The organism is Paenibacillus sp. GP183 (genome assembly GCF_900104695.1).
Taxonomy (GTDB): Bacteria; Bacillota; Bacilli; order Paenibacillales; family NBRC-103111; genus Paenibacillus_AI.
This window is the reverse complement of record NZ_FNSW01000001.1, coordinates 3,111,340-3,135,465: the sequence shown is the minus strand read 5'-3', so window position 1 is coordinate 3,135,465 and position 24,126 is coordinate 3,111,340. Positions and strand designations below refer to the sequence as shown.

At 44.9% G+C, this 24,126-nt stretch carries 24 protein-coding genes and 1 pseudogene; 19 read left to right on the top strand and 6 right to left on the bottom strand.

The window, feature by feature from the left end:
- The first annotated feature begins 496 nt into the window (after window positions 1-496).
- Complete coding sequence (locus BLV33_RS15355) at window positions 497-1,582, top strand: tartrate dehydrogenase (protein ID WP_090793385.1); 1,086 nt, start codon at window positions 497-499, stop codon at window positions 1,580-1,582.
- Window positions 1,583-1,677: 95 nt separating this feature from the next.
- On the top strand, window positions 1,678-2,430 hold the full coding sequence (locus BLV33_RS15350; protein ID WP_090793382.1) for a GntR family transcriptional regulator: 753 nt from the start codon (window positions 1,678-1,680) through the stop codon (window positions 2,428-2,430).
- Between the two features lie 231 nt (window positions 2,431-2,661).
- Here the strand turns inward: BLV33_RS15350 and BLV33_RS15345 are convergent, their stop codons facing one another.
- Window positions 2,662-3,765, bottom strand: a complete 1,104-nt coding sequence (locus BLV33_RS15345) for a tartrate dehydrogenase (protein WP_090793379.1) — start codon at window positions 3,763-3,765, stop codon at window positions 2,662-2,664.
- A 511-nt stretch (window positions 3,766-4,276) separates the two neighbouring features.
- Here BLV33_RS15345 and BLV33_RS15340 point away from each other — a divergent pair.
- The 8 genes from BLV33_RS15340 to BLV33_RS15305 all read left to right on the top strand — a co-directional run bounded on the left by BLV33_RS15340 (window position 4,277) and on the right by BLV33_RS15305 (window position 13,536).
- On the top strand, window positions 4,277-5,722 hold the full coding sequence (locus BLV33_RS15340) for an amidase (protein ID WP_253187084.1): 1,446 nt from the start codon (window positions 4,277-4,279) through the stop codon (window positions 5,720-5,722).
- 11 nt (window positions 5,723-5,733) lie between these two features.
- The gene (locus BLV33_RS15335; protein ID WP_090793372.1) at window positions 5,734-7,302 is read left to right on the top strand and encodes an amidase family protein; all 1,569 of its coding nucleotides are present in this window, start codon (window positions 5,734-5,736) and stop codon (window positions 7,300-7,302) included.
- An 18-nt stretch (window positions 7,303-7,320) separates the two neighbouring features.
- Window positions 7,321-8,205, top strand: a complete 885-nt coding sequence (locus tag BLV33_RS15330) for a polysaccharide deacetylase family protein (protein ID WP_216234775.1) — start codon at window positions 7,321-7,323, stop codon at window positions 8,203-8,205.
- Window positions 8,206-8,249: 44 nt separating this feature from the next.
- Window positions 8,250-8,984 carry a maleate cis-trans isomerase family protein gene (locus BLV33_RS15325; RefSeq protein ID WP_090793365.1) on the top strand — a complete coding sequence of 245 codons (735 nt, stop codon included), beginning with the start codon at window positions 8,250-8,252 and terminating at the stop codon, window positions 8,982-8,984.
- Window positions 8,985-9,043: 59 nt separating this feature from the next.
- On the top strand, window positions 9,044-9,490 hold the full coding sequence (locus BLV33_RS15320) for a tripartite tricarboxylate transporter TctB family protein (RefSeq protein ID WP_090793360.1): 447 nt from the start codon (window positions 9,044-9,046) through the stop codon (window positions 9,488-9,490).
- A 19-nt stretch (window positions 9,491-9,509) separates the two neighbouring features.
- Window positions 9,510-11,021 carry a tripartite tricarboxylate transporter permease gene (locus BLV33_RS15315; protein ID WP_090793357.1) on the top strand — a complete coding sequence of 504 codons (1,512 nt, stop codon included), beginning with the start codon at window positions 9,510-9,512 and terminating at the stop codon, window positions 11,019-11,021.
- Window positions 11,022-11,065: 44 nt separating this feature from the next.
- Entirely contained in the window at window positions 11,066-12,094 is a 1,029-nt protein-coding gene (locus BLV33_RS15310) for a Bug family tripartite tricarboxylate transporter substrate binding protein (RefSeq protein ID WP_090793351.1), read from the top strand.
- A gap of 116 nt (window positions 12,095-12,210) precedes the next feature.
- Window positions 12,211-13,536 (top strand): MmgE/PrpD family protein, encoded by a 1,326-nt coding sequence (locus BLV33_RS15305; protein WP_090793348.1) that lies wholly within the window; start codon window positions 12,211-12,213, stop codon window positions 13,534-13,536.
- 99 nt (window positions 13,537-13,635) lie between these two features.
- Here BLV33_RS15305 and BLV33_RS15300 read toward each other — a convergent pair whose 3' ends face one another.
- Entirely contained in the window at window positions 13,636-14,100 is a 465-nt protein-coding gene (locus BLV33_RS15300; RefSeq protein ID WP_090793343.1) for a hypothetical protein, read from the bottom strand.
- Entirely contained in the window at window positions 14,100-14,891 is a 792-nt protein-coding gene (locus tag BLV33_RS15295; RefSeq protein WP_090793340.1) for a hypothetical protein, read from the bottom strand. The genes BLV33_RS15300 and BLV33_RS15295 overlap by 1 nt, the downstream gene beginning before the upstream one ends.
- A 200-nt stretch (window positions 14,892-15,091) precedes the next feature.
- Here BLV33_RS15295 and BLV33_RS15290 point away from each other — a divergent pair, with 200 nt between their 5' ends.
- The 3 genes and pseudogenes from BLV33_RS15290 to BLV33_RS15280 all read left to right on the top strand — a co-directional run bounded on the left by BLV33_RS15290 (window position 15,092) and on the right by BLV33_RS15280 (window position 16,380).
- Window positions 15,092-15,421: an ArsR/SmtB family transcription factor gene (locus BLV33_RS15290; protein WP_090793337.1), complete on the top strand. Its 330-nt coding sequence runs from the start codon at window positions 15,092-15,094 to the stop codon at window positions 15,419-15,421.
- A gap of 217 nt (window positions 15,422-15,638) precedes the next feature.
- Window positions 15,639-15,950, top strand: coding sequence for an SRPBCC domain-containing protein (locus BLV33_RS15285; protein ID WP_090793334.1), 312 nt, complete (start codon window positions 15,639-15,641; stop codon window positions 15,948-15,950).
- A pseudogene (locus BLV33_RS15280) lies at window positions 15,947-16,380 on the top strand (SRPBCC family protein). The gene BLV33_RS15285 and the pseudogene BLV33_RS15280 overlap by 4 nt, the downstream one beginning before the upstream one ends.
- Before the next feature lie 354 nt (window positions 16,381-16,734).
- Here BLV33_RS15280 and BLV33_RS15275 read toward each other — a convergent pair.
- Window positions 16,735-17,589 (bottom strand): SDR family oxidoreductase, encoded by an 855-nt coding sequence (locus BLV33_RS15275; RefSeq protein ID WP_090793330.1) that lies wholly within the window; start codon window positions 17,587-17,589, stop codon window positions 16,735-16,737.
- A gap of 91 nt (window positions 17,590-17,680) precedes the next feature.
- Here BLV33_RS15275 and BLV33_RS30820 point away from each other — a divergent pair, with 91 nt between their 5' ends.
- The 6 genes from BLV33_RS30820 to BLV33_RS15255 all read left to right on the top strand — a co-directional run bounded on the left by BLV33_RS30820 (window position 17,681) and on the right by BLV33_RS15255 (window position 22,146).
- Window positions 17,681-17,815 carry a hypothetical protein gene (locus BLV33_RS30820; protein WP_366414818.1) on the top strand — a complete coding sequence of 45 codons (135 nt, stop codon included), beginning with the start codon at window positions 17,681-17,683 and terminating at the stop codon, window positions 17,813-17,815.
- A 73-nt stretch (window positions 17,816-17,888) separates the two neighbouring features.
- A complete protein-coding gene (locus tag BLV33_RS30815) occupies window positions 17,889-18,092 on the top strand; it encodes a DNA alkylation repair protein (RefSeq protein ID WP_366414817.1) in 204 nt (67 codons plus the stop codon).
- Between the two features lie 14 nt (window positions 18,093-18,106).
- On the top strand, window positions 18,107-18,385 hold the full coding sequence (locus tag BLV33_RS30810) for a hypothetical protein (RefSeq protein WP_366414816.1): 279 nt from the start codon (window positions 18,107-18,109) through the stop codon (window positions 18,383-18,385).
- Between the two features lie 166 nt (window positions 18,386-18,551).
- Complete coding sequence (locus tag BLV33_RS15265) at window positions 18,552-19,811, top strand: MDR family MFS transporter (protein ID WP_139305755.1); 1,260 nt, start codon at window positions 18,552-18,554, stop codon at window positions 19,809-19,811.
- Between the two features lie 85 nt (window positions 19,812-19,896).
- Entirely contained in the window at window positions 19,897-20,880 is a 984-nt protein-coding gene (locus tag BLV33_RS15260; RefSeq protein ID WP_090793321.1) for an N-acetylmuramoyl-L-alanine amidase family protein, read from the top strand.
- Between the two features lie 24 nt (window positions 20,881-20,904).
- Window positions 20,905-22,146 (top strand): MDR family MFS transporter, encoded by a 1,242-nt coding sequence (locus BLV33_RS15255; protein WP_090793317.1) that lies wholly within the window; start codon window positions 20,905-20,907, stop codon window positions 22,144-22,146.
- Between the two features lie 21 nt (window positions 22,147-22,167).
- Here BLV33_RS15255 and BLV33_RS15250 read toward each other — a convergent pair whose 3' ends face one another.
- Together BLV33_RS15250 and BLV33_RS15245 are read right to left on the bottom strand one after the other, a co-directional pair.
- Window positions 22,168-22,761, bottom strand: a complete 594-nt coding sequence (locus tag BLV33_RS15250) for a DUF2238 domain-containing protein (RefSeq protein WP_090793313.1) — start codon at window positions 22,759-22,761, stop codon at window positions 22,168-22,170.
- A 114-nt stretch (window positions 22,762-22,875) separates the two neighbouring features.
- Window positions 22,876-24,093: a WD40/YVTN/BNR-like repeat-containing protein gene (locus BLV33_RS15245; protein WP_139305754.1), complete on the bottom strand. Its 1,218-nt coding sequence runs from the start codon at window positions 24,091-24,093 to the stop codon at window positions 22,876-22,878.
- Between the last annotated feature and the right edge of the window lie 33 nt (window positions 24,094-24,126).

Sequence of the window (24,126 nt, the reverse complement as noted above, 5' to 3'; positions counted from 1 at the left end):
TCCATAAATTAGGTATTCAATAATTCTTTAATGTCACCTAGAGTGCTCAAGCTTGGTTTGCCAAATTCGAGGCACTGGTATTTTGGCAGCAATAGCCTGTGGCTTCTTGTCATCGTCTATATAGTCATCGCTTCCTTGAGCATAAAAGCCTGTATTTCCAGTACTTAACAAGATCATGTCCATGTCAGGATTAGTTCGGTCAATGTTTCGCTTCTAAGCAAATTGTGATAGTGCATGCATAAAAGAAAGCGATTTTAAATCTTAAAAACTGTTTGTTTTCTTTTAAAAACACAAACTAATGTATACGTTATAATTAAGATGTCCTAGTTGATATTCATTTTACCTTTTGATCGCTGATTTTGATTTAATCTTGCTAGATTTGATTGATATTGAATGCGCTTATGAAACTACAAAAAATATTGACAGTAACGTATACATTGTTTAATAATGGCTTTAGCATGACATAAAAGCTTACAAGATGGTAGGAGGCTGAATAATGAGTGAACATCGTAAATTCAAAATTGCCATCATACCTGGTGATGGAATTGGAACAGAAGTGATTCAAGAAGGACAGCGTGTTTTGGAGCATATTGCCGAATTGTCGGGAGGTAAGCTTTTTTTTGAATTTGACTCCTTCCCTTGGGGTTGCGAATATTACATGAAACACGGACGGATGATGGCTGCAGACGGTTTGGAGCAGCTTAAAGGATATGATGCCATTTATTTCGGTGCCGTTGGCTGGAAAGATGTTCCTGACCACATAAGTCTATGGGGATTGAGACTCGCGATCACTCAGGGATTCGATCAATGGGCAAATATCCGGCCTGTTCGTTTCTTGCCAGGAGTCGAGAGCAAGCTGAATCACCCGAATGTCCAATCGCTAGATTGGATCTTGATTCGCGAGAATTCTGAAGGCGAATATGCCGGTTTTGGCGGACGCAACTTCAATGGACGAGGCCCAGGGAAAGAAGTGGCTGTTCAATCATCGGTATTTACGGAGGAAGGCTGCGAACGGATTATCCGCTACGCTTTTGAAATTGCTCGCACTCGCAAGAGAAAGAAAGTGACCAGCGCAACGAAAAGCAACGCACAGCAATATGGTATGGTTCTTTGGGATGAAGTGTTTGCCCGCGTGAGCAAGGAGTATCCCGATGTTGAAACCGAACAATGGCTTGTCGACGCCATGGCAGCCCGGTTTGTGCTCAGACCGGAAACGTTGGAAGTCGTTGTTGGATCTAACCTGATTGCGGACATTTTATCCGATTTGGGAAGTGCATTAGCGGGAAGCTTAGGAATTGCAGCCAGTGCCAATCTCAATCCGGAGGGTCGGTTCCCAAGTATGTTTGAGCCGGTTCATGGATCTGCTCCGGATATTGCCGGACAAGGAATTGCCAATCCAATCGGAACTATTGCCAGCGGAGCCTTAATGCTGAAACATTTTGGTCTTCAGAAGGAAGCTGAGCTAGTGGAGCGCGCGATTGAGGAAACCACTCGTCAAGGAAAGTTAACACTAGACTTGGGCGGGTCCTGCAATACTCGTGAAATAACGGATGCCATCCTTGCGAATTTGGATAAATTATAACAATCCGTGGAAGATTTGCACCACAACCGCAATTTTGTTAGTATTTCTTGCTATTTAACTAAAAATCAATCATTCTCGGGATGTGCAGCTAATTCATGAGCAATCAAGATTCCTACGCAGATGACAATAATCAAGAACGAGTGTCCCGTTCGCTCTCTCTTTACGTTCAGTCATTCCTATCTGCTTTGGATAGCAGCGGAGAAACACGGTTGCCCCAGCGAGCTTATCTAGCCGTTCGACATATCATCTTGCATCTGCAGCTTCCGCCCGGGCAAACGGTTTTAGAGAGAGAAATAGCAGAAATATTGGGCATGAGCAGGACGCCTGTACATGAAGCTCTCGTCCGATTAGAGATGGAGGGCTGGATTCGTCTCATCCCCCGTCGCGGTTTTATCGTGTCACCCATCGTGGCGGAAGACCTCCAACAAATCTATGAGGTTGTAGAAGTGCTGGACGGCGTTGCTGGAAGGCTGGCCACAGGTCGTGCCAATTCCGAGCAGCTCAATCACCTGGAGTTCCTGATTCGGGAGCAAAAAAAGGCGCTAGAGAATGATGATCTTATAGCATGGACAGATTTGGACGATCAATTTCATAGCTACATAGTAGACTTGGCTGAAAATCCTCGTCTAAGAGGGATTATGGATAATCAATCGGATCAACTTTATCGTGCTAGATTATTTACCATTAAGTATAGGCCTAAACCAACCCGTTCTATCACGGAACATACAGCTATTCTAGCCATTATGAGAGCCGCAGACCCTGAAGCTGTACAAACAATGCTGAAGTCTCATAGACACAGAGCCCATATCGAAATTTTAGAGGCACTTCGAACAATCCCTGCAAAATAAAACACAAAACAAGACTGTAGAGATTTCTAATAGAAATCAACTACAGCCTTGTTTTTTTATTTGTTGCCTTCTTATTGGCGAATAAACCTACCTTTAAACGCAGTCACTCATCTTCGAAAGACCTCAATAGAGGTTTATCTCAGTTGATCAGAAAGTATAAGTTTTTCCAAACTTATCTTGCTTCGCATCAACCTTGACAAACGCGCTCGTCATTATGGACGGCGCAGCCGTTTATCCATGTACCTTCGCAACTAATTTGTCCAAATTCGCGAGAATGGCATCCGTTATTTCACGAGTATTGCAAGTCCCGCCTAGATCAATCGTTAAATTTCCTTGACGAGTGGTTTCCTCAATCGCGCGCTCCACTAGCTCAGCTTCCTTCAGAAGACCAAAATGTTTCAGCATTAAGGCTCCGCTGGCAATAGTTCCGATTGGATTGGCAATTCCTTGTCCGGCAATATCCGGAGCAGATCCATGAACCGGCTCAAACATACTTGGGAAACGACCCTCCGGATTGAGATTGGCACTGGCTGCAATTCCTAAGCTTCCCGCTAATGCACTTCCCAAATCGGACAAAATGTCCGCAATCAGGTTAGATCCGACAACGACTTCCAACGTTTCCGGTTTGAGCACAAACCGGGCTGCCATGGCGTCGACGAGCCACTGTTCGGTTTCAACATCGGGATACTCCTTGCTCACGCGGGCAAACACTTCATCCCAAAGCACCATGCCATATTGCTGCGCGTTGCTTTTCGTTGCGCTGGTCACTTTCTTTCTCTTGCGAGTGCGAGCAATTTCAAAAGCGTAGCGGATAATCCGTTGGCAGCCTTCCTCCGTGAATACCGACGATTGAACAGCCACTTCTTTCCCTGGGCCTCGTCCATTGAAGTTGCGTCCGCCAAAACCGGCATATTCGCCTTCAGAATTCTCGCGAATCAAGATCCAATCTAGCGATTGGACATTCGGGTGATTCAGCTTGCTCTCGACTCCTGGCAAGAAACGAACAGGCCGGATATTTGCCCATTGATCGAATCCCTGAGTGATCGCGAGTCTCAATCCCCATAGACTTATGTGGTCAGGAACATCTTTCCAGCCAACGGCACCGAAATAAATGGCATCATATCCTTTAAGCTGCTCCAAACCGTCTGCAGCCATCATCCGTCCGTGTTTCATGTAATATTCGCAACCCCAAGGGAAGGAGTCAAATTCAAAAGAAAGCTTACCTCCCGACAATTCGGCAATATGCTCCAAAACACGCTGTCCTTCTTGAATCACTTCTGTTCCAATTCCATCACCAGGTATGATGGCAATTTTGAATTTACGTTGTTCGCTCATTATTCAGCCTCCTGAGAATGTTTGGGGTAATTTAATTCTTAAACAATTATTAAACAATGCATACGTTATTGTCAATGATTTTTGTCTTTTCTTTATAGTTTGCTCACATCTGTTGTAAATTAGAAGTATTTAAGTACCTTCATGTATAATGTCTTGACTATAATGCATACATTGTTATATCTTTAAAAGAGAAAACAATCAATATTATATAGCGGATAAGCTTGAATGTATGCGATTTCACAATTTGCTTAGATTTATGATGTTTTTTTTGGTGAATTGCTTTAGAACGAAGTGATGAATTTTCTGAATCAGCGAGGGCTTAAGAGGTCATCCTAATCTTAATCAGTAAATGATGGAAATAATGTTTACATCAATGTATGCATTACTAAGGTTAATTAATCCAAAGCAAACATGGAATGAAATAAATGTTGACATCAATGTATGCATTATGTACAATTTTTTTAAGAATTTATGATGATAAATACTAAATTTTCAAGAGATGAATGAAGACTTGATTGTTGGAGAGGGTGAAGTCGTTTTGACTCCAGAGGGAGATATATTGAATTGGAGTTTATCCACACTATCCAACGCGATCCGAAAAAAAATGATTTCTCCGGTGGAAGTAACAAACAGACTGCTTAAACGGATCGAAGCGATAAATCCAATAATAAATTGTTACGTAACCGTATTAGTTGAAGAAGCGAAAGAACTTGCGCTAGAGGCCGAAAAGGAAATAGCAGCTGGAAGCTGGAAAGGACCGCTTCACGGCGTTCCGATTGGAATTAAAGACCTCATCTATACAAAAGACATAAAAACAACGATGGGGTCGGCGATCTTCAAGGATTTTGTTCCAGATCATGATGCGTCTGTGGTGGAAAGATTGAAACAAGCCGGCGCGATCATTATAGGGAAACAAAATACTCACCAATTTGCGTATGGGCCAACGGGAGACCGATCCTTTTTCGGGCCTGTGAGAAATCCTCACAACACATCGAAAATGACCGGGGGATCAAGCAGCGGTTCAGCCGCGGCGGTTGCTTCGGCATTGTGTTACGGCGCTATAGGTTCGGATACGGGGGGTTCCATTCGTATTCCCTCTGCAGCTTGCGGCGTTGTAGGCATGAAGCCTACCTTCGGCAGGGTAAGTAAATTCGGGGTTTATCCGCTTAGCCAGACATTGGATCATATCGGGCCCATAACAAGGACCGTTCAGGATAATGCCATTTTATTAAATTTATTATCAGGTTATGACAGTAGAGATCCCTATTCCGTTAAGTCAGATGCCGAAGATTTCACTAAACTACTGGAGCATGGGATAAAAGGAAGTGTTATCGGTGTTCCCAAGTCCTTTTATTTTGAAAAATTGGAAACGGAGATCGAAGCGCAAATCCATCAAGCATTAGAGATTTTTAAAAGCTTAGGGGCAGAAATTCGGCCGATAGATATTCCGGGTTTAGATGAAATCAGCATGGCCCATCAAACTATTATTAGATCTGAGACCTATGCACTTCACGAAAATATGCTTCGGGATTGTCCGGAGCAGTATGAAGAGGAAGTTAGAGAACGTTTGTTATTGGGCTTAGAGCCAAAGGCTTATGAATATGTAAAAGCACTGCAGATCCGAGAGATTGCGAAACATGTATTTCATAAAGCATTAACCGAGGTTGAAGTAATTCTAACGCCCACGATTGCCATTTTACCGCCGGATCTGCAGCAAAGAGAAATAAACATAAATGGACAACGGGAACAAGTCCGATCGGCCCTCACGCGATTTACAGGGCTGACCAATTTAAACGGATTTCCGAGTATCTCGATTCCCTGCGGGTTGTCTGCATCAAGCTTGCCCATCGGTTTCCAATTGATAGGAAAGCCCTTTGATGAAGCGAATGTCTACCGTTTTGCGAATGCGTATGAACAAGAAAGCGGCTTACCGGCTTTGACAAAACTGACCATCTAGGAGATGACATCATGCTAAGAATTCCGGAATTGGAAGAAGTCTTGGAGATTGGCAAGGAGCTCGGCTTTGATTTTACCCGTACTGAAGCGCAGATGGTTCAGGAAAGAATGGTAAGCTCACTGGAAGGATTAAATAAGTTTTACGAAATGCGGATCGAGGAAGAACGCTTGCCGATGCGCTACTTGAACCGGGATCCCGGTTATCGTCCTTCCGCCGAAGAGGATCCTTATAACGCGTTCATTCGCAAATGCCGCATCGAGGGTGCTGATGAGGGCATACTCAAGGGAAAAACCGTCGCCTTAAAGGATCATATAGCCGTAGCCGGCATCCCGCTTACATTTGGTTCGCACTTTATGGACGGATATGTTCCCGATTTCGACGCGACGATTGTGACTCGACTGCTCGATCATGGAGCTACCATTACCGGTAAGCTGAACATGCATGATTTAGCCAGCGGCGGCGGCTTGGTCGGTGTTGGCGACTTCGGTCGTACTCCGAACCCGCATCATCCGGACTATGTCAGCGGCGGCTCCTCCTCCGGCTCCGGGGCGGCAGTAGCCGCCGGTTATGTGGATATATCGATCGGCGGGGACCAGGGTGGATCCGTTCGCAATCCAGCCCATTATTGCGGCATTGTCGGTATGAAACCGACATTCGGATTGGTTCCTCACACGGGTGTTGTCGGCGCCGATCCAAGTCTGGACTACCTTGGCCCGATGGCGCGGCGGGTTGAAGATGTGGCCGCGACGCTTCAATGCGTGGCAGGGCCGGACGGCTATGATCCGCGACAAACCGTAATGCCGGAAATACCGAAATATACGGAATTATTGGATCGGGGCGTTAAGGGCCTGAGAATCGGCATTTTAGAAGAAGGTTTCGGTTATGAAGGTATGGATAAGGATGTGGAAGAGGCCGTTCTATCGGCTTTGGATGTTCTGCGTCTTGCCGGCGCCGAGGTGAAGAGGGTTTCGATTCCCATGCATACCGATGCCTATATGCCGGCTTCTGTAATCATGCTGGAGGGTACCAAATATTTGTACGAAACTAATTTTGGCGGCGCATTTGCAGCTACGTATTATCCGACTTCGCTGATCACAACGATTGGCCGCTTCAAGAAAAGCCATGGCCATGAATGGCCGCTTAGCTTTAAACTCAGCATGACGCTGGCCGAATATGTGCACGAGCGCTACCATGGTCGTCTGTATGCCAAAGCTCAAAACGTCCGCAGCACAATAAGAAAAGCATACGATGACGCATTCTCTGAGGTCGATATCCTGGTTTGCCCGACCAAACCGACGAAAGCGCCGAAGTTTGAGGAAGCTCGAAATTACGTGGAAGAAATGGAACATTTTCTTTCCCGAGGACCTGGCGGAAACGCCGCTTTTACCCGAAATACCTTAACGTTCAATTATACCGGCCACCCCGCCATCAGTGTGCCTTGCGCATTGTCGGAAGGGCTGCCGATCGGGATGCAGCTCATTGCCCCTCACTTCCAGGATCGCTTGATCCTTCAAGCGGCTTATGCCTTTCAGGAATTGGTGGATTTCAGCAAGTTTCAACCTGTATTGCACGCAAAATGAGCATAAGGAGGAATGATGGTGAGTAAGAAAAAGATTTTTGTTGCTTACGGAGTAGATGTCGATGCTGTTGCCGGTTGGTTAGGATCTTATGGCGGCGAGGACTCGCCTGACGATATTTCCCGCGGTCTGTTTGCTGGTGAAATAGGGGTTCCCAGGCTGCTCCAGCTTTTTAAAAAATATAATTTGAAAACCACTTGGTTTATTCCCGGACACTCGATCGAAACTTTTCCGAAGCAGATTCAAATGGTTGTTGATGATGGACATGAAATCGGGCTTCACGGGTACTCTCATGAAAACCCTATAGCCATGACTGCTCATCAAGAAGAAACGGTACTTCTGAGATGTATAGATGTGATTCAAAAAGTTACAGGAAAACGTCCGACCGGTTATGTCGCTCCTTGGTGGGAATTCTCAAATATGACTAACGAGCTGCTTCTGAAGCACGGAATCAAGTACGATCACAGCCTCATGCATAACGATTTTCATCCATACTATGTGCGGGTCGGCGACAGCTGGACGAATATCGATTATGAAAAATCGGCTGAGGAATGGATGAAACCGCTGATTCGCGGGCAAGAAACAGATCTAATCGAAATTCCGGCAAATTGGTATTTAGATGATCTGCCGCCGATGATGTTTATTAAGACATCGCCGAACAGCCACGGCTTCGTCAATCCGAGAGATATCGAGCAAATGTGGCGCGACCAATTCGACTGGGTGTACCGTGAGCATGATTATGCGGTTTTTGCAATGACCGTCCATCCGGATGTAAGCGGCCGTCCGCAGGTGCTTCTGATGCTCGAACGTATCATTGAATATATCAACGGCCATGAAGGTATAGAGTGGGCAACATTCGATGAGATTGCCGATGACTTTGCCCGTCGGCAGCCAAGATCCAAATAGTATTGAAAAATCCTATTAATTGATGAATTTGGAGGATGCCTTACATGGATAAGCCGAAAAGACTTGGAATGCTAGTCCCTTCGTCAAACACTCTTGTGGAACCTGTATGTTCCAGGATGGTAAATGACGTACCGGAAGTCGATTGCTATTATTCCAGATTTCCAGTAACTCATATTTCATTGGAACAAAGCTCGCTGAAACAATTTGACTTTGAACCGATGCTGAAAGCTGCTGAACTGTTAGCGCATGCCGATGTCGATGTCATTGCTTGGAACGGAGCATCCGGAAGCTGGTTTGGCGCAGATATCGATCGAGAGCTTTGTGCATTGATTACAAAAACAACCGGTATTCCCGCTACAACAGCTACGTTGGCTTTATTGGATGCTTTCGAGAAAAATCATGTCAAATCTTGCCATCTGATCACGCCTTATATACCGGAAATGAATGAGTTAATCATGGAGCAATATAAAACTCTCGGGATCGAAACCATTCATTATGAAGGATGCGGTCTGACCGTTAACTGGCAAATCGGTTCGGTGAGCCAAGAGAAGCTTGAAAGTATGATCCAGAATGTCACATCCTCACCTGCGGATGCTATCAGTGTTCCTTGCACGAACTTCCCTGTGATCAACCATATTGAGTATTTCGAAAATAAATATAACCATACGATTTACGATACGATCGCGGTTGTAGTTAAGCAGTCAATGGAAATGGTTGGTGTTGACCCATCGAAAGTGAAGGGCTGGGGAAGACTGTTTCAGCTTAACGCCGTAAATTAATGATTTTCAACAAGTAATTTGCGCAATTTAACGGTAAAGGGAAGGAGGTTCCTCCAATTATGAAGGCAGACCGAATCGGTGGAATGATTAGCATTATTATAGGGGCCATCGCTATATCGGAATCCATTCGCTTATCTCCGATGAGAATGAGCACGTTCGCAGGGGATCATACGATGCCGGGGGTTGTCGGCGGAGCATTGATTTTGCTAGGTCTGCTGCTGGTTTTCTTTATCAAGGGAGAGAACCATAAAGTAGAGTTCCCGAATCGGAAATTAATAATCCAAATGGTCCTGACGATCGTTTTATTGTTTGCCTATTGGTTTGTTATCAAATATTTGGGTTATGTCATCAGCACTTTACTTGTCTCTGTTGGCTTATTTAAAGTCATGAGCTCGTACAGTTGGATCAAATCCAGTTTTTACGCGGTTATTTTAGCTGCGGCCTTTTACTTGATATTTGTCCGATTCCTTAATTTACCATTTCCAACGGGGATTTTTAATATATAGAGAGGGGTGAGAAGAAATCATGGATGCTATTCTTATGCTGTTATCAGGCTTCGAGCATGCTCTAACACCCAGTAACCTTGCGATGGCCGCATTGGGAGCTCTGATAGGGTCGTTAGCCGGCATGATCCCGGGACTCGGTCCGACACCGGCTATTGCGATCTTGATGCCGTTTACGACCGTTCTTGGACCGGTACAAGGAATCATTATGTTAGCCGGAATCTACTATGGAGCGATTTACGGCGGCTCCACCACCGCCATTCTGCTCAACATTCCTGCGGAGCTTCAGGCAGTTCCGGTTTGTCTGGATGGTTATCCATTAGCCAAGCAAGGCAAAGGGGGACCCGCTCTCGGGATCGCCGCTATCTCCTCCTTCGTTGCCGGTACCATAGGAGTTTTGGGACTTGTATTCTTTGCTCCGGTCCTTGCTGATCAAGCCTTGAAATTCGGGCCCCCTGAGTATTTCGCGCTCATGATTTTGACTCTGACCGTGATTGTAAATTTATCGGGAAATTCCATAGTTAAAGGCTTGATTATGGGGCTTTCCGGCTATTTGGTTTCCTTGGTGGGCATGGGGCCGTCCTCAGGACAGATGCGCTTTACGTTCGGTAACAATTCGTTATCGGCCGGAATTGAAATGATCAGCGTCATCATCGGACTGTTCGCGGTCTCCGAAGTTTTTAAAGGAATGGAAGAGCACTCGGCCGCTACCTCAGCGGAAAAAATCGGGAGTGTATATCCAAGCAGGGCCGATCTGAAGAAGACTGCGCCGACAATGCTCCGAGGGGGAATTATTGGCTTTCTGCTCGGCTTATTGCCCGGGTGCTCTCCTGCGGTTTCAGCCTTTTTGTCCTATGACCTGGAGAAAAAAATATCCAAGACCCCGGATAAATTTGGCAAAGGTGCACTTGAAGGGGTTGCAGCGCCGGAAGCTGCCGGCAATGCAACGTGTTCTTCAGGTTTTATACCGTTATTTGCTCTTGGCATTCCAAGCTCTCCGCCTCTTGCCATTTTGCTCGCTGGTTTAATGATTTACGGCTTGCAGCCGGGACCTGTCTTGTTTCAACAGAACGGCAGCTTCGTTTGGACCATCATTGCAAGTATGTTTATCGGAAATATCATGCTTGTCGTACTGCACCTTCCCATGGTCGGAATGTGGGTGAAGCTGACCCAAATCCCTTTCAGGGTGCTGAAGCCAATCATTCTCGTGCTTTGTGTCATTGGAGTTTATACAGTAAGAAACAGTTTGTTTGACGTGTTGATGACGCTTATTTTCGGCGTTATCGGATACTTCTTGCGTAAGTTTCAATGGCCGCTTGTTCCGTTTATTCTCTGCTTTATGCTGGGGCCGCTAATGGAAAAATCGTTTATTCAATCCATGTCGATATCGGCGGGCAACTTCTCCATTTTCTTCACAAGCCCGATTGCGTTGACCATTTTAATTCTTTCGGCCGTGTTATTCAGTGTATCCATGATTCTGATCAAACGCACAAGACAACGGTTAAATGCAGCCGAAGCTGATGGCGTAGCATAAAAACAACTTTGATTTGCAACCATATAATTCAGGAGGAATAAGACATGAAGAAAGCAAGAATAGGCACTTTGTTGGCAGCAGCAGTTTTAGCAGTAACCGTAATATCAGGTTGTGGGGCTTCTACATCTAATGGTTCTCAAACCAGTACCGCTGCACCTAAAGCGAATCCGAAATACCCGACTAAGCCCATTCAGCTGATCGTGCCGTTTGGTGCTGGTGGCGGAACGGACCTTGTTTCGCGGGCAGTCGCCGAATATTTAACCAAAGAATGGGGGCAGACTGTCAACGTTGTTAATAAACCAGGAGCAGGCGGCGCAACCGGTACGCAAGAGGTACTTAAAGGAACGGCTGACGGATATACCGTACTGGCTCATAACGGTTCCAGCACAGAGGCTCTATTAGCAGGGAACAGTAACTTGCCATTTAAAATTGAAGATTTTAAATTTGTCAGTACAGTGGTAGATCAACCGTTCGCCTATATTGTTAAAGGTGACTCTCCCTTTAATAGCATGAAGGATTTTGACGATTGGGTGAAGCAAAATCCGGATAAGCTGACATTCGGAAGCACCGGTGTGACTTCTGTTCAAACCTTCAGCGTGATCCAGTGGCTCGATAGTATCGGCGTCGACTACTCCAAAGTCCATCTAGTTCCCAACAATGGCGCAGGTGAATTACTTCCGCAGATTGCCGGAGGTCATGTTGTGCTTGCAGTACAAGACGTTACAGGGGCAGCCAACCTGGTTAAAGCAGGTAAGCTGAAAATATTAGGTGTAACCTCGCAGAATAGAAGCCCGCTATTTCCTGACGTTCCTACCTTGGATGAGCAAGGCGTAAAAAATGTCAGCACGCATTTCTGGAGCGGTATTTCCGTACCGAGCGGCACGCCGGATTACATCGTTACCCAGTGGCAGAGCACGATTGATAAAATGTTAAAAGATTCCGCATTCCTTGATAAATTAAAAACGTTGAATGCTCAAGGCAAGTATATGAATTCAACGGATTTTGCCGCTATGGTCAAGAGTGACATGGCGACTTACGTGAATATTGTTAAACAAAAGGGATTAGTCAAGTAATCGATACGAAGCGATGATGCACCAGTGCCCTTAGCCCGAGCTTCTGGCTGAATTGATATATTAATGAAGCCAGAAGCGAGCGGTTAAGAGAACAGATGATAGGAAAAGAGGTTAATATGGTTACTCGCGAATTGGTAAGCAATTGTTTGAATACTACTTATGAAAGCATCCCTGAGGAAGTTATTTTACATGCGAAGAAAAGCATTCTCAATTGGATGGGCGTTGCAATAGGCGGAAGCCGCCATACTTCAGTTGAAATTTTTTTGGATGTAAAAAAGGAGCTGCAATCCAGCGAACAAGTTTCCATTCTCGGAAGAAATGAGAAAGCGGATTTGTTATGGGCAACTTTAATCAATGGGACAAGCTCGCATGTTTTCGATTTCGATGACACGCATCTCGTTACCTTAAATCACCCAAGCAGCGCTATCGCTCCGGCATGCTTCGCTTTGGCAGAAAAGCTCAATCTTTCAGGTAAACAGATTTTGCGAGCATTTGTATTGGGCATGGAAGCGGATCTGCGGATCGGCAATGCAATCTCTCCAAGTCATTATGATTCCGGATGGCATATTACAGCAACGACTGGAGTTCTTGGCTCCGCGATAGCAGCAGGCATCTTATTGGATTTAAACGAGGAACAAATGATTTACGCGTTAGGGATTGCAGGGACCCAGGCTTTCGGCTTCCTGGAAATGCTGGGAACGATGACCAAGCTGTTCCATCCCGGAAAAGCGGCTCAAAACGGCCTGTGGGCCGCGCTTTTAGCGAAGAGAGGATTTGAGAGCTCCAAACAGATTCTTGAAGCCAAAAAAGGATTTGCCAATGTATTAGCTCCGCAGCACAATCTGGAACTTGTGAATATCCAATGGGGCTCGCAATGGGAAATATTAAATAATGCGTTTAAGCCTTATGCTTGTGGAATTGTACTGCATCCGATTATCGATGCATGTATTGCATTAGGTCAACAAATCGATCCCTCCCAAGTGAAAGAAATTGAGCTTACGGTAAACAAATATGTCATGATCCTAACCGGTAAACCGGAACCGAAAACAGGGCTTGAAGGCAAATATAGCGTTCATCATGTCGCCGCGCTTGCATTCTATGACGGGGATGCGGCCGTGGAACAATTTACGGATGCTAAAGTGTTTGATCCCAAGATACTGGAATTTAAAGATAAAATAAAGCCGATTGTCGATGAATCGATGAAAGAAGACGAGGTTTTAGTCAAATTAACGACCATTGACGGACAGGTCATTGAATATAAAGTCGAGCATGCTACAGGCAGCATCGATAATCCTATGACGGATGAGCATTTGTGCAGAAAGTTCAAGAAGCTGACAACCTCAATCATCGGGGATGACAACACGAACGCCATTATCGAAAAATTATATGCTTTAGATTCAGAAGCGAATTTGAACCAAATTTTATCTTATTGCACCAACTAGCAAGAATAGACTTACGATTGAAATCGTAAAATAATGGCGGGCCATCCCCGCCTTTTTTTTGTTTTATTTGCGTATAGTAGAATTGACCGATCCGCAGTTTTAATTTTGAATTCTTGCAATTCCAAGAGCCAAGTGATGCCAGAGTATACTTTCTACACCATCACCTTGGTGTTCCTCGCACTCTACAATTAGGATAACTTCTGTATTTTTCCCGCGTATAAGCCGCTTTTTCTTCTTAATGACTTTGTAAATAAGCAAATCAATAAGAAATCCTAATACGAATCCTCCAACAGCTCCAATTAGTCCCCAATAAATCGGGCCCCATTGTAATTTAAACCCGATACTTGCCCCAACAACGGAGAATGCCGTTCCGAGCGCTGCTCCTGTGCTCATGAGGGAGATTCCATCTGAACTATGAAGAGAGTCAAATAATTTTCGCTCCACTTTTCGATTGGTTAGAGGGACTGCAAAAATGTTTTCTTTTTTTATACCCATTTTTTCCAATTCATTTATAGCTAACTCTAAATAATTTGAGTGTTCGAAGGTGGAAAAAAGTTGTAACATCAACCCACCACTTTCCCTTTTTTAACTCTAAATTGAGAATTTTGATAATTTTTTTTCAGAAAATTTTGTTGTTCATTTTCAAATAATTTGTTACTTTCGACCGTATTTACATAGGCTTCATAAATAGCAAACCCCCATATGGAAGGCATATACAGAAGCCACTGTTTATCGAGCACTTCTGTTGCTCTTTTAATCTCCCCAAAGAAAAGAAGTTGAACAGCTTCGAGCAAATGTGAGAAATACAAGAAGATAATAGACCATGTCAGTGAAAAAAATGCAGATATAATTCGATGAATATATAATTGCCCAAGTCCTGGCATAAATATGGACCAAAAAACGGACATGACTGGATTTCGTTTATCCAAATAATTAATTTCAAGTGCTCCAATGGTAAAGGAATTTATTGGGGCATTTTCCCTTTCAGCCAATAAATAGAGTTTATTCATGTCGACTGTGGTTCGATAACTGTCCCAAATTGCAAATAAATAAACGGGGATGTACATTAACGTCCACCTGGAGATTAGTGATTCTTTAGCGAGTTCAATATGTCCGGAAAACGAATGGACCATCGCCAGGTTGATTTTGGCTTGATGATTAACAAAAACCTCCCACATAAACAGGGCCAATCCGCGCAAATATTTATTTAGCAAGATATGGCCAAACCCAGGAAATGCTGCCGACCACCAGGCTATAATGTACGGGTTACGCAAATGAAATTGGGTTGTTCCAAAGATACTTACATGTGCTTTGTAACGCCGATATTGGTTATCTAAGTTTTTAAAGTTATCCATTAAAAACACCTCTGTATATGATTAAGGGCAGCCTCTTCTTTTTTGTTTGTTATAATGCCCTCCTGAAATGCTTATAATACCAATTAGTGGTGGGAGATTAGTCTGAAAGGTTCCGTTGATATTGCAGGGACTTTATATACGTTGGCAGTTATATAACTGATAGTTTATAATAATTCATGAAGGAAGGATGGTGAGAAGCAATGCCCGATACCTACGCATTGATAGCAGAGCCTTCCCGTCGACGAATCCTGGACAGGCTGCTGCAGTCTGAGTCCAGTGTCAATGATCTGGTCAAAGATCTCGGTCTGTCACAGCCCCTGATATCCAAACACCTTCGGACACTCCGCGAAGGTGGTCTTGTAGAGGTTAAGGTAGAAGCCCAACGTCGCATCTATTCTCTGGATGCCGGACCGCTCGCGGATATAGATGAGTGGTTGAGTGCCTATCGGAAGACGTGGAATCAGCATGTTGACGCTTTGGCCGCGCACCTTGACCAGAGAAAAATTTTACGGGAGGGAACAACAAAATGAATTCAAACGTTTCAGAAAATCCCCGTCTCACCCGAGACGACGACGACAGCTGGGTCCTTGTGCTCGAACGGACCCTGGAACATCCGCGTGAGGAGGTCTGGGCTGCATTGACTGATCTCGAGCAGATCCCCAGTTGGGGACCTTTCATGACGGACAAGGATTTGACTACAACCGGGGCGGTACGACTGACACACATCAACATGCCTGAGGAGGTGAAATGCAGGGGTATGTCCTGGAAGTCAACGCACCGCACCTTCTTGTATTTAGGTGGGGCGCCGACATCCTGCGATGGGAGCTGAACGGTGATGGAGACATGACTGTCCTGGTCCTTCGTCACCGCTTCGCAGACCGTCAGCAAGCCCCATCCTACGCGGCGGGATGGCACCTTTGTCTTGAAGGCCTTTCTGGAATACTGAATGGCAAGAAGATGCCCTCAATGGCGGGACATAATGCGGTCAAATACGGTTGGAAGGAACTGTACGCGCGGTATGAAGAGCAATTTGCAGAACGAAAGAGGGATTCTGAATGAACAACCTTACGAAATTGAAAATATTTAAGCCAGCTAATGAAGTATTTGAAGCCATTGTTGACCCTTCAAAAATCGGAAATTATTGGTTCTCATCGAGTTCTGAAAGATGGGAACAAGGCAAGACGATTACATTGAGGTATGATGAATACGATGCACAAGGTGATATAAAAATAATGGAAGTCGAGGAAAATAAGAAAATCGTTTTCCATTGGGTTTATGCTAACGAGGAAGGACATGTCGTTACGATTACGCTGAAAGAGTTGGATCATGCGAGTACAATTGTTGAAGTTAACGAAGACGGTTTTAATGAAAATGATGATGAACTAATTTGTTAGGTAATAAAGAAGGCTGGGTTTATATGTTAACCTGTTTAAAAGGTTATTTGGAATTTGGCGTTAATGAATTGAGAGCAGCATTGGTACATGGCTGACATATAACACCGACAGGGTTTTATTTTGACCTTACGAATCTCATAAGGGGAGGGGAGTCTAGAGATATGCAAGGCTCCCTTTTTGTTAGGGGTTTCGAAACATTAGCTCACATGCAAAATGTACATCTAAAATCACAAACTAGTCTACCTTTAGTTGCACAAAATGCATAACCTACATCTAAAAAAGGGAATTTTGCTCAAGTCAGCTTATTTCCAAAAAATAGATGTATGTTCTGCATCTCAACACCACGTAAAGCAAGAAATTAATAAATCAGTTGCAGGTTTTACATCTCGCGCATGCTGTCTGGTCTGGTTCGGTCAGTGAAGGTCAGTTATGTCTTCTCGGGCTCATTCTCATTTCCCCTTGCGCGTCATGTCCGCGAGCACATCCCACTGCTCCTCGGTAATCTCGAGCAGATCATTGAACTGCCCGGCGCCCTGAAGCCACTCGCCGCCGTCTATAGTCACGACTTCGCCGTTGATGTAGCCGGCGTAGTCGGAGATGAGATAAGCCGCCAAGTGGGCGAGCTCATCTGGATTCCCGACGCGCCCCAGCGGGAGGCGGTCCAGCATTTTTCGCTCCAACTCCGGCGTTGGAGAGAGTCGGGTCCAAGCGCCTTCCGTAGGAAATGCGCCCGGCGCAATGGCAACTTGGCGTATGCCATATTGCGCCCACTCTACCGCAAGGGAGCGGGTTAGAGCCAGGACACCAGCTTTGGCGGCGGCCGAGGGGGCTACGAATCCCGAGCCTGTGGAGGCATAGGTGGTCACGATATTGAGCATGGTGCCTTGAATGCCTTGCTCGATCCATCTTTTCCCGACTTCCAAGGTGGTATAAAACGTGCCGTGCAAAACAATGTTCAAGACCGCATCTACGGCTCGAGGCGAAAGCCGCTGGGTAGGGCTGATGAAATTTCCCGCTGCGTTGTTGATGAGCACATCCATCCGGCCAAAATGCTGCTCAACCGCATCTACAAGGTCATGAACCTGAGCAGGGTCGCGAACATCGCAGCTTTTGTAAAACACTTCATTCCCGTCTCTGCTCATTTCTTCGGCTGCCTTTTTTAAAACCTCCTCACGTCGACTTGCAATAGCCAGCCGAGCCCCCAGCGCCAGAAACATCTCTCCCATAGCACGTCCCAAACCAGTAGCCCCGCCTGTGATCAGGATGACCTTGTCTTTGAGCAAATCTTTTGCGAACGGTCCCATTGAACATTCTCCTTTGGTATAATGAAACTAGTTCCTGAATGAATAAAGCTAGAGTACCTATTTCCATAGTATGATGTCAAGGGTGATGGATATGATTTTAGAGGAAGTTATGAACAACCTGGAAGAGATGGGTACGGAGCAAACAAAAAGAACGTTTATGCGTCACGGGGCGAAAGAGCCCTTGTTTGGTGTGAAGGTTGGAGATTTGAAGAGGTCAAAGATGTGAGAAAAGATCAAAGCTTAGCCTTTGACGTATCGATACCGGGAACAGTGATGCCATGTATTTGGCGGGACTTTCCGTGAATCCGGAAAACATGACAAAGGAAATCCTTCAAGCTTGGGCCAAACAAGCGAATTGGTATTTACTATCTGAATATACGGTAGCGGGTGTAGCTGCAGAAAGTCCCTTCGCTTTGGAGCTGGCAAGAGAATGGATGAAGTCCGGCGAAGAGCTTATTGCCACTTGCGGCTGGAGCACGTACGTTAACTATATATATCTATGACAGAGGACGATAGATTGGATCTGGAGGAAATATGCGATCTGCTGCATCTTATAGAAGAAACCATTCACGAAGAAAGAAACCGTGTGCGATATACAATGAACAATTTCGTCATTAAGGTTGGATCCTCAGTCCAGTCTTTACATGAGGAAGCCATGCAAACCGCCAAAAAGATTGGAAGAGTGTATGTCAATGTGGGAGAAACCGCATGTAAAGTGCCTGAAGCCAACGGATCTATTAAAAAGATAATCGCGTCAGGAAAGATTGGAGTAAAGAAAAAGACTTGTATTTGTTGAAATGAGCAGCCCCCACGAACAGAGCAGTCTAATGAGGGCTGCCTTTTTTTTCGTCCTAATTACTATTCATCTGAACAAAGAGATGATAGACTGAGAAGGTTGGTTTTTGAACATAGGTCAAAAACTTCCAGCAGCAAGTGTTCACATCGGAAAGGGGAATTACGAAATGAAGTTTCGCGATTTTCATCCTAATATTCGAATTCGGATTATTATTCAATTTTTCAGCGGTTTGATGAGTGTTATGGTTCTTCCGCTTATGGCCATTTATTTTGCGGAACGAATCGGTGCGACCTTGACGGGCATCCTGCTGTTTATGACCGTTGTGATCGGAGTGATCAGCGGTTTTTTAGGCGGATACTATGCAGACCGGATTGGACGCAAAAAGTTAATGGTACTTGCTGAAGTTGGAATCATGGTTAGCTATGCGGTTGCCGCTTTGTGCAACTCGCCGCTTTTTCATTCCGTGTGGTTTACGTATGTGGCTATAATCGGAATCAATGTCTTTTGGGGGATATTCGGCCCGAGCTCGGATGCTATGGTTCTGGACGTGAGTAAACCCGAAGAGCGGAAATACATATACAGTATCCAGTATTGGAGCAATAACCTATCCTATGCCATTGGCGGATTGATCGGCGCCTTTTTGTTCAAAGAGCATTTATTTGAGCTGCTTCTAAGTCTTACGGCGATGGGCATAATAACTACGCTCGCGACGTTATTTTTGATCAAGGAGACGTTTGTTAGAAGTGTGAACGAGGCAAGCGAGAATCAAAAGTCCGGCTGGCGGGATATTTTCCATAATTACGGCTCTGTGCTGAAGGATCGAGTATTTCTTGTATTTGTCGTAGCCAGCATGCTGCTGGTATCGGTGGAATTTCATCTGGGTAACTACATCAGTGTGCGGCTTGCGGACAGTATGCCGGTGCAGGGACTGTTTACTTGGTTCGGAGAGGTTGTTCGCGTGGACGGACTGCATACTATCGGGATTCTGCGCACGGAAAACACGCTGCTAGTTGTGCTGTTTGGAGTTGCTGCTAGAGTGCTGTTCTCCCGCATGAAGGATGCCTTTGTGCTTTACTTCGGTTTGGCGATTTACATAATCGGCTATAGCTTCATTGCGTATTCCAGCAGCGTATGGCTTGTTATGATTGCCATGCTTGTTGCAACGCTCGGGGAAGTCATGTACGTGCCCGTCAAGCAGGCATTTCTCGGTGATATTCCGCCCAAACATGCACGCAGTACGTATATGGCCCTTTACGGCTTTCATTACCGGGGCGCATGGATGCTGTCCAGTTTGGCAGTCGTCGTTGGCGGTGTGTTCCCTCCGGCTGCAATGGCAGTGGTTTTTTTCGCATGTGGTATGATAGGTCTTGTACTGTTGTTTGCCATCAATGGAGAACTGAGAAAACGGCGGGCTACTGCCGAGTAAGCATGGAAATTTTACTAGGGGAATTCTTCCAGATTAGTGACTTCCTTATTTCTATAAGTTACAATCATCATCGGGAGGTGTTGTAATGGTACATCCACATCCAAGTAAATTATTGCTGCTGTTATTTTCAATGCTGAGTCTTGTTTTTCTCGCAGGTTTTGATAAACCTCCAATTATTGTGATCGATCCAGGCCACCAGGAAAAAGCGGATAGCAGTCGGGAACCCGATGGTCCCAATTCAAAAGTAATGAAACCAAAAACAACCAGCGGCGCAACAGGGATTTCAACCAAACAACCTGAGTATAAGTTAAATTTGGAAGTATCCTTGCTCCTTCGGGACGAACTGAAAAAACGCGGTTTCCAAGTTATTATGACTCGTGAAACCAATAACGTCACCATTTCCAATAGGGAAAGAGCGGAGATGGCCAATATGGCAAATGCAGATCTGTTGATCCGGATTCATGCAGATGGATCCCCTGAAAGCAGCGCTCACGGCATCTCTGTTTTATATCCATCCCCAAAAGTTCCGTATGCGGAAGAAGATAAAAAGATAGCGACCAAGGTGCTGGAACAGATGATCAAGGAAACAAAAGCAAATTCAAGAGGCATTGTAGAACGAAGCGATTTAGCCGGATTCAATTGGTCAAAGGTACCTACCATCCTGGTCGAAATGGGATTTCTGTCCAATGTAAATGAAGATAAAAAAATGGCAACGGCAAGCTACCAACAATCACTGGCAAGTGGAATGGCTAATGGGATAGAACAATATTTTCAAAGCAATGTTAATCCTGGCTTCGTATCCAAAAATAACGGTGATTCACCTAAGTCTGTTGAGAAACCGACGCCAACCCCGGTGGAAACTCAGAATCCCGAGTCTACAAAGGAACAAGCTGCGGTTCCTCAGCCAACTCCAGTACAGACGAACTTGCAAACAGAGCAGCCCAAAGACATCCAACAGGAAGCAAAACCAGCAGCTTCACCCAAAATTGATAGTAAGGCTTATGCAGGGATATTAGCTCTTGTTTGTTTGGGAGTTGCAGCGTTATTGGTAAAGAAGAGGTTGAAATAGCAAATAAATTCAGGAGACTCCTTCATGAGAACCAGCAAATGGTATAACCAATTTCTTTCCTTTGTGAAATCTTATCATCCGATCGTGCATTCTCTGCTGATTGGAACGATCCTTGCGAGATTGGCCTCTTCCATGAGCTTGCCTTTTCTTGCGATTTATCTGGTAAAGCAGACGGATATGAGTGCTGTTATGATTGGCCTGGTGATCGGGGCTGGTTCTTTGGCTGGAACTTTGGGAGGGTTTGTTGGGGGAGCCCTTTCCGACCAATTCGGACGCAGAAAAATTCTTCTCGGTGCGCTGTTTGGATGGGGCATTGTATTTCTTGGTTTTGCGATTGCTAAAAGTGCTCTGATATTCTTCCTGCTCAGTCTGCTCAATGGACTCTGCCGGTCGTTTTATGAACCTGTTTCCCAGGCGCTAATGGCGGACCTGACCGAGAAAGAAAAGCGGTTTAAAGTATTTTCCTTGAGATATCTGGCCGTTAATATCGGAGTTTCGGTGGGTCCGCTGCTCGGCGCTTTATTTGCGACCTTGGACAGCACTCTTCCTTTTATCATTACCGGCTGTGTCTATCTTTTCTATGCTTGCGGCATATACTTCCTGCTGAACAAATTCGGAATTAGAACCATCGAAGGAGATCATAAAGCCAATACAACCTTCCTGTCTACCTGGAGAGTGGTGAAAAGCGATGTTGTACTCAGGTATTATCTTCTCGGTGGTATCGTGACTGCGCTCGGATATTCACAGATGACGGTAACGCTGTCCCAATATGTGGGGAATAAGCTGATTGATGGAATCACCTTGTTTGCTGTCATGATGAGCGTTAATGCTATTACAGTCGTCGTTATGCAGATTCCTTTTACCAAATGGGCGAGTCCGCACTCCCCCCTAACTGTGTTAACGGTTGGAGTGATCTTTTTTGCACTGGGCAATGTCGGATTCGGCTTGTCTACGGGTTGGATTGCCTTCATAATCTCCATGATCATATTCACCTTTGGAGAGATGCTGACTTATCCTTCAACTAATCTGCTTATTGACCGAATAGCTCCGGAGAGCATGCGAGGAACCTATTACGGAGCTCAAACCTTCAGCAGCCTGGGACATTTCCTGGGTCCGTGGATCGGCGGGATACTGCTCAGTCAATACAACGGAAAGGTTTTGTTCCTCACCATGGCGGTCGTAGCCATGAGCGCGATAGGCTTTTATAGGCTTGGGGAATCCGTCCGTGTTTCTGAAACAAAAGAACAAACATCGGTAAAAGCATGAATGATTTATGTGAGCTGCGAATTAAATAGGCAGATCCTTTCGCTTTGCTTTATAGGCTAAATAAACGGTCGTTAAGACTGCCCCGATCGTTCCACTAATGATATCCAACATGGTGTCGTCAAGACTGCCTCTTTGGGAATTGAGACCAAAGAGATGATCTGTGGTGTACTCGTAAATCTCCCAGCATCCTGCCATGGCAACCGAGAAAAATAAGCTGAACCATAGGGCAATTTTGGGGTGAGACTGGGCAGATTCCTCCTTACTCAGCATTTTTTTATAGATAAGCAGCCCGACGAAGCACAGAATGAGACCGGAAAACAGATGCTCGATTTTATCTAATTCGGGAATAATCCCATAGAAACCAAACTCATTAGCGAGAAACATCGTAACAAAAATAAAAAGCAATATGGATAATCGCAAGGCAGGAAACAATTCTGCTTTGGTTATTTTGACTACGCCTCGAAGGATTAACAAAACGACAACGATTAAAACAGGCTCAAGGATCTTCGAGCGAACCCCCCGAGTAAGAAAATAAACAAAGCAAATGGCAGCAAGTGCATAAAGTGCAATCTCAAAGTAATCGATCCATTTGTCTTTCCGCTGATGCTTAGCCATACTCTTTCCGCCCTCCGCGTGTATTATATTCTCTTTATACACATACAGAGAGTAAAGTAAACAAGCTATTTAATGACAAGAAGACCCTGAATGGTGAGTTAGGGTTTATTCAATTTATGGCAGAGTCCATGTTTTTCCGCCATCGGAAGTGACCATGATCTTTCCGTTTCTTAAAAACCAACCCATTCCATCGTCACGAATATATAACTGGGAAATCTGTTTCAGGGAAAGATTAGGTTTTACTGATTTCCAATCTTCTTTACTGTACATATCGATTGTATAAAGAGTTGATCCATCCAAAGATACAGCGCTGCCTCTGATTAGATCGTCAAAGTGGAAGATAGGGGGTGCTTGTAGATCGGGCAAGATATACGGAATCGGATTCCAAGTCGCTCCTTCATCTATAGTTTCATATGGAATAAGTGTTCTTTGTTCATCTTGAACAAATTCAACGGTAACCATGCCGTGATGATCATTTTCTTGATCAAAAACAACTTGATATGTATTTGCATAACCATTTTTAAATTTATCAGGAATAGCAAGAGGCTGAATATCCCATGTCAGTCCGGCATCCTTTGTTCGATAGAAGGGGATAAAGCTTTGTCCGTGATTTGTGGCAGTAATCCACCCTTCTTTTGGTATTCGAAACGCGATCCCGTTTGGGTAGCCGCTGACTTGATTGCTGATATCGGCAACACGAATCCATGATTTTCCATGATCTGCCGTTTGGAATAGGGATTTATTCATCAGCCCCAATGCTGGTCCTGAAGTAAGGAGAACCCAATTCGGATTATAATCCGCAAGGAAAACATAAGGCTTCACGTCAGGCGAGACTTCCCAAGCTTCTTTGGCAGGTAGATCGGCGATCTCCCACCCAGTAAGATTCCCTCCACCATCTATCGTTTGATGGGCAGTTCGGAGTGTTGGATTCTTGCCATTTCTCAGATAAAAGGCAAAACCGTTTACAGGGTTTGCAAATGCTGCGTCGATTAATAGTTCTTCCGGTGTAATTCCATTTGGTATTTTCTCAATCCAGCTATTACCTTTATTTGTCGTAAAAAGAAGCTCTTGCTTACTTAAGGCCCATCCTTCTTTTCCTTTCATATTAAGAATTTTGACTGGAATGGCTGATTGTGTGGATAGAGCAGGCGTGGTTGCAGGTAAGGATTGGATAGAATTGGATGTTGAGGTTGGTGATGACGGCAATAGTGCAGGAGATGAGGATTCAATGTTTATAGAATTGCTTACAATGTTAGGGTTTTCACAATCACACCCTATTAATAAACCTAAGCTTAGTTGGCAAATAACTGCAGTATAAATCATCCAATTCAAGCCATTCACTCCCTTACTTGCTAATGTGTCCCT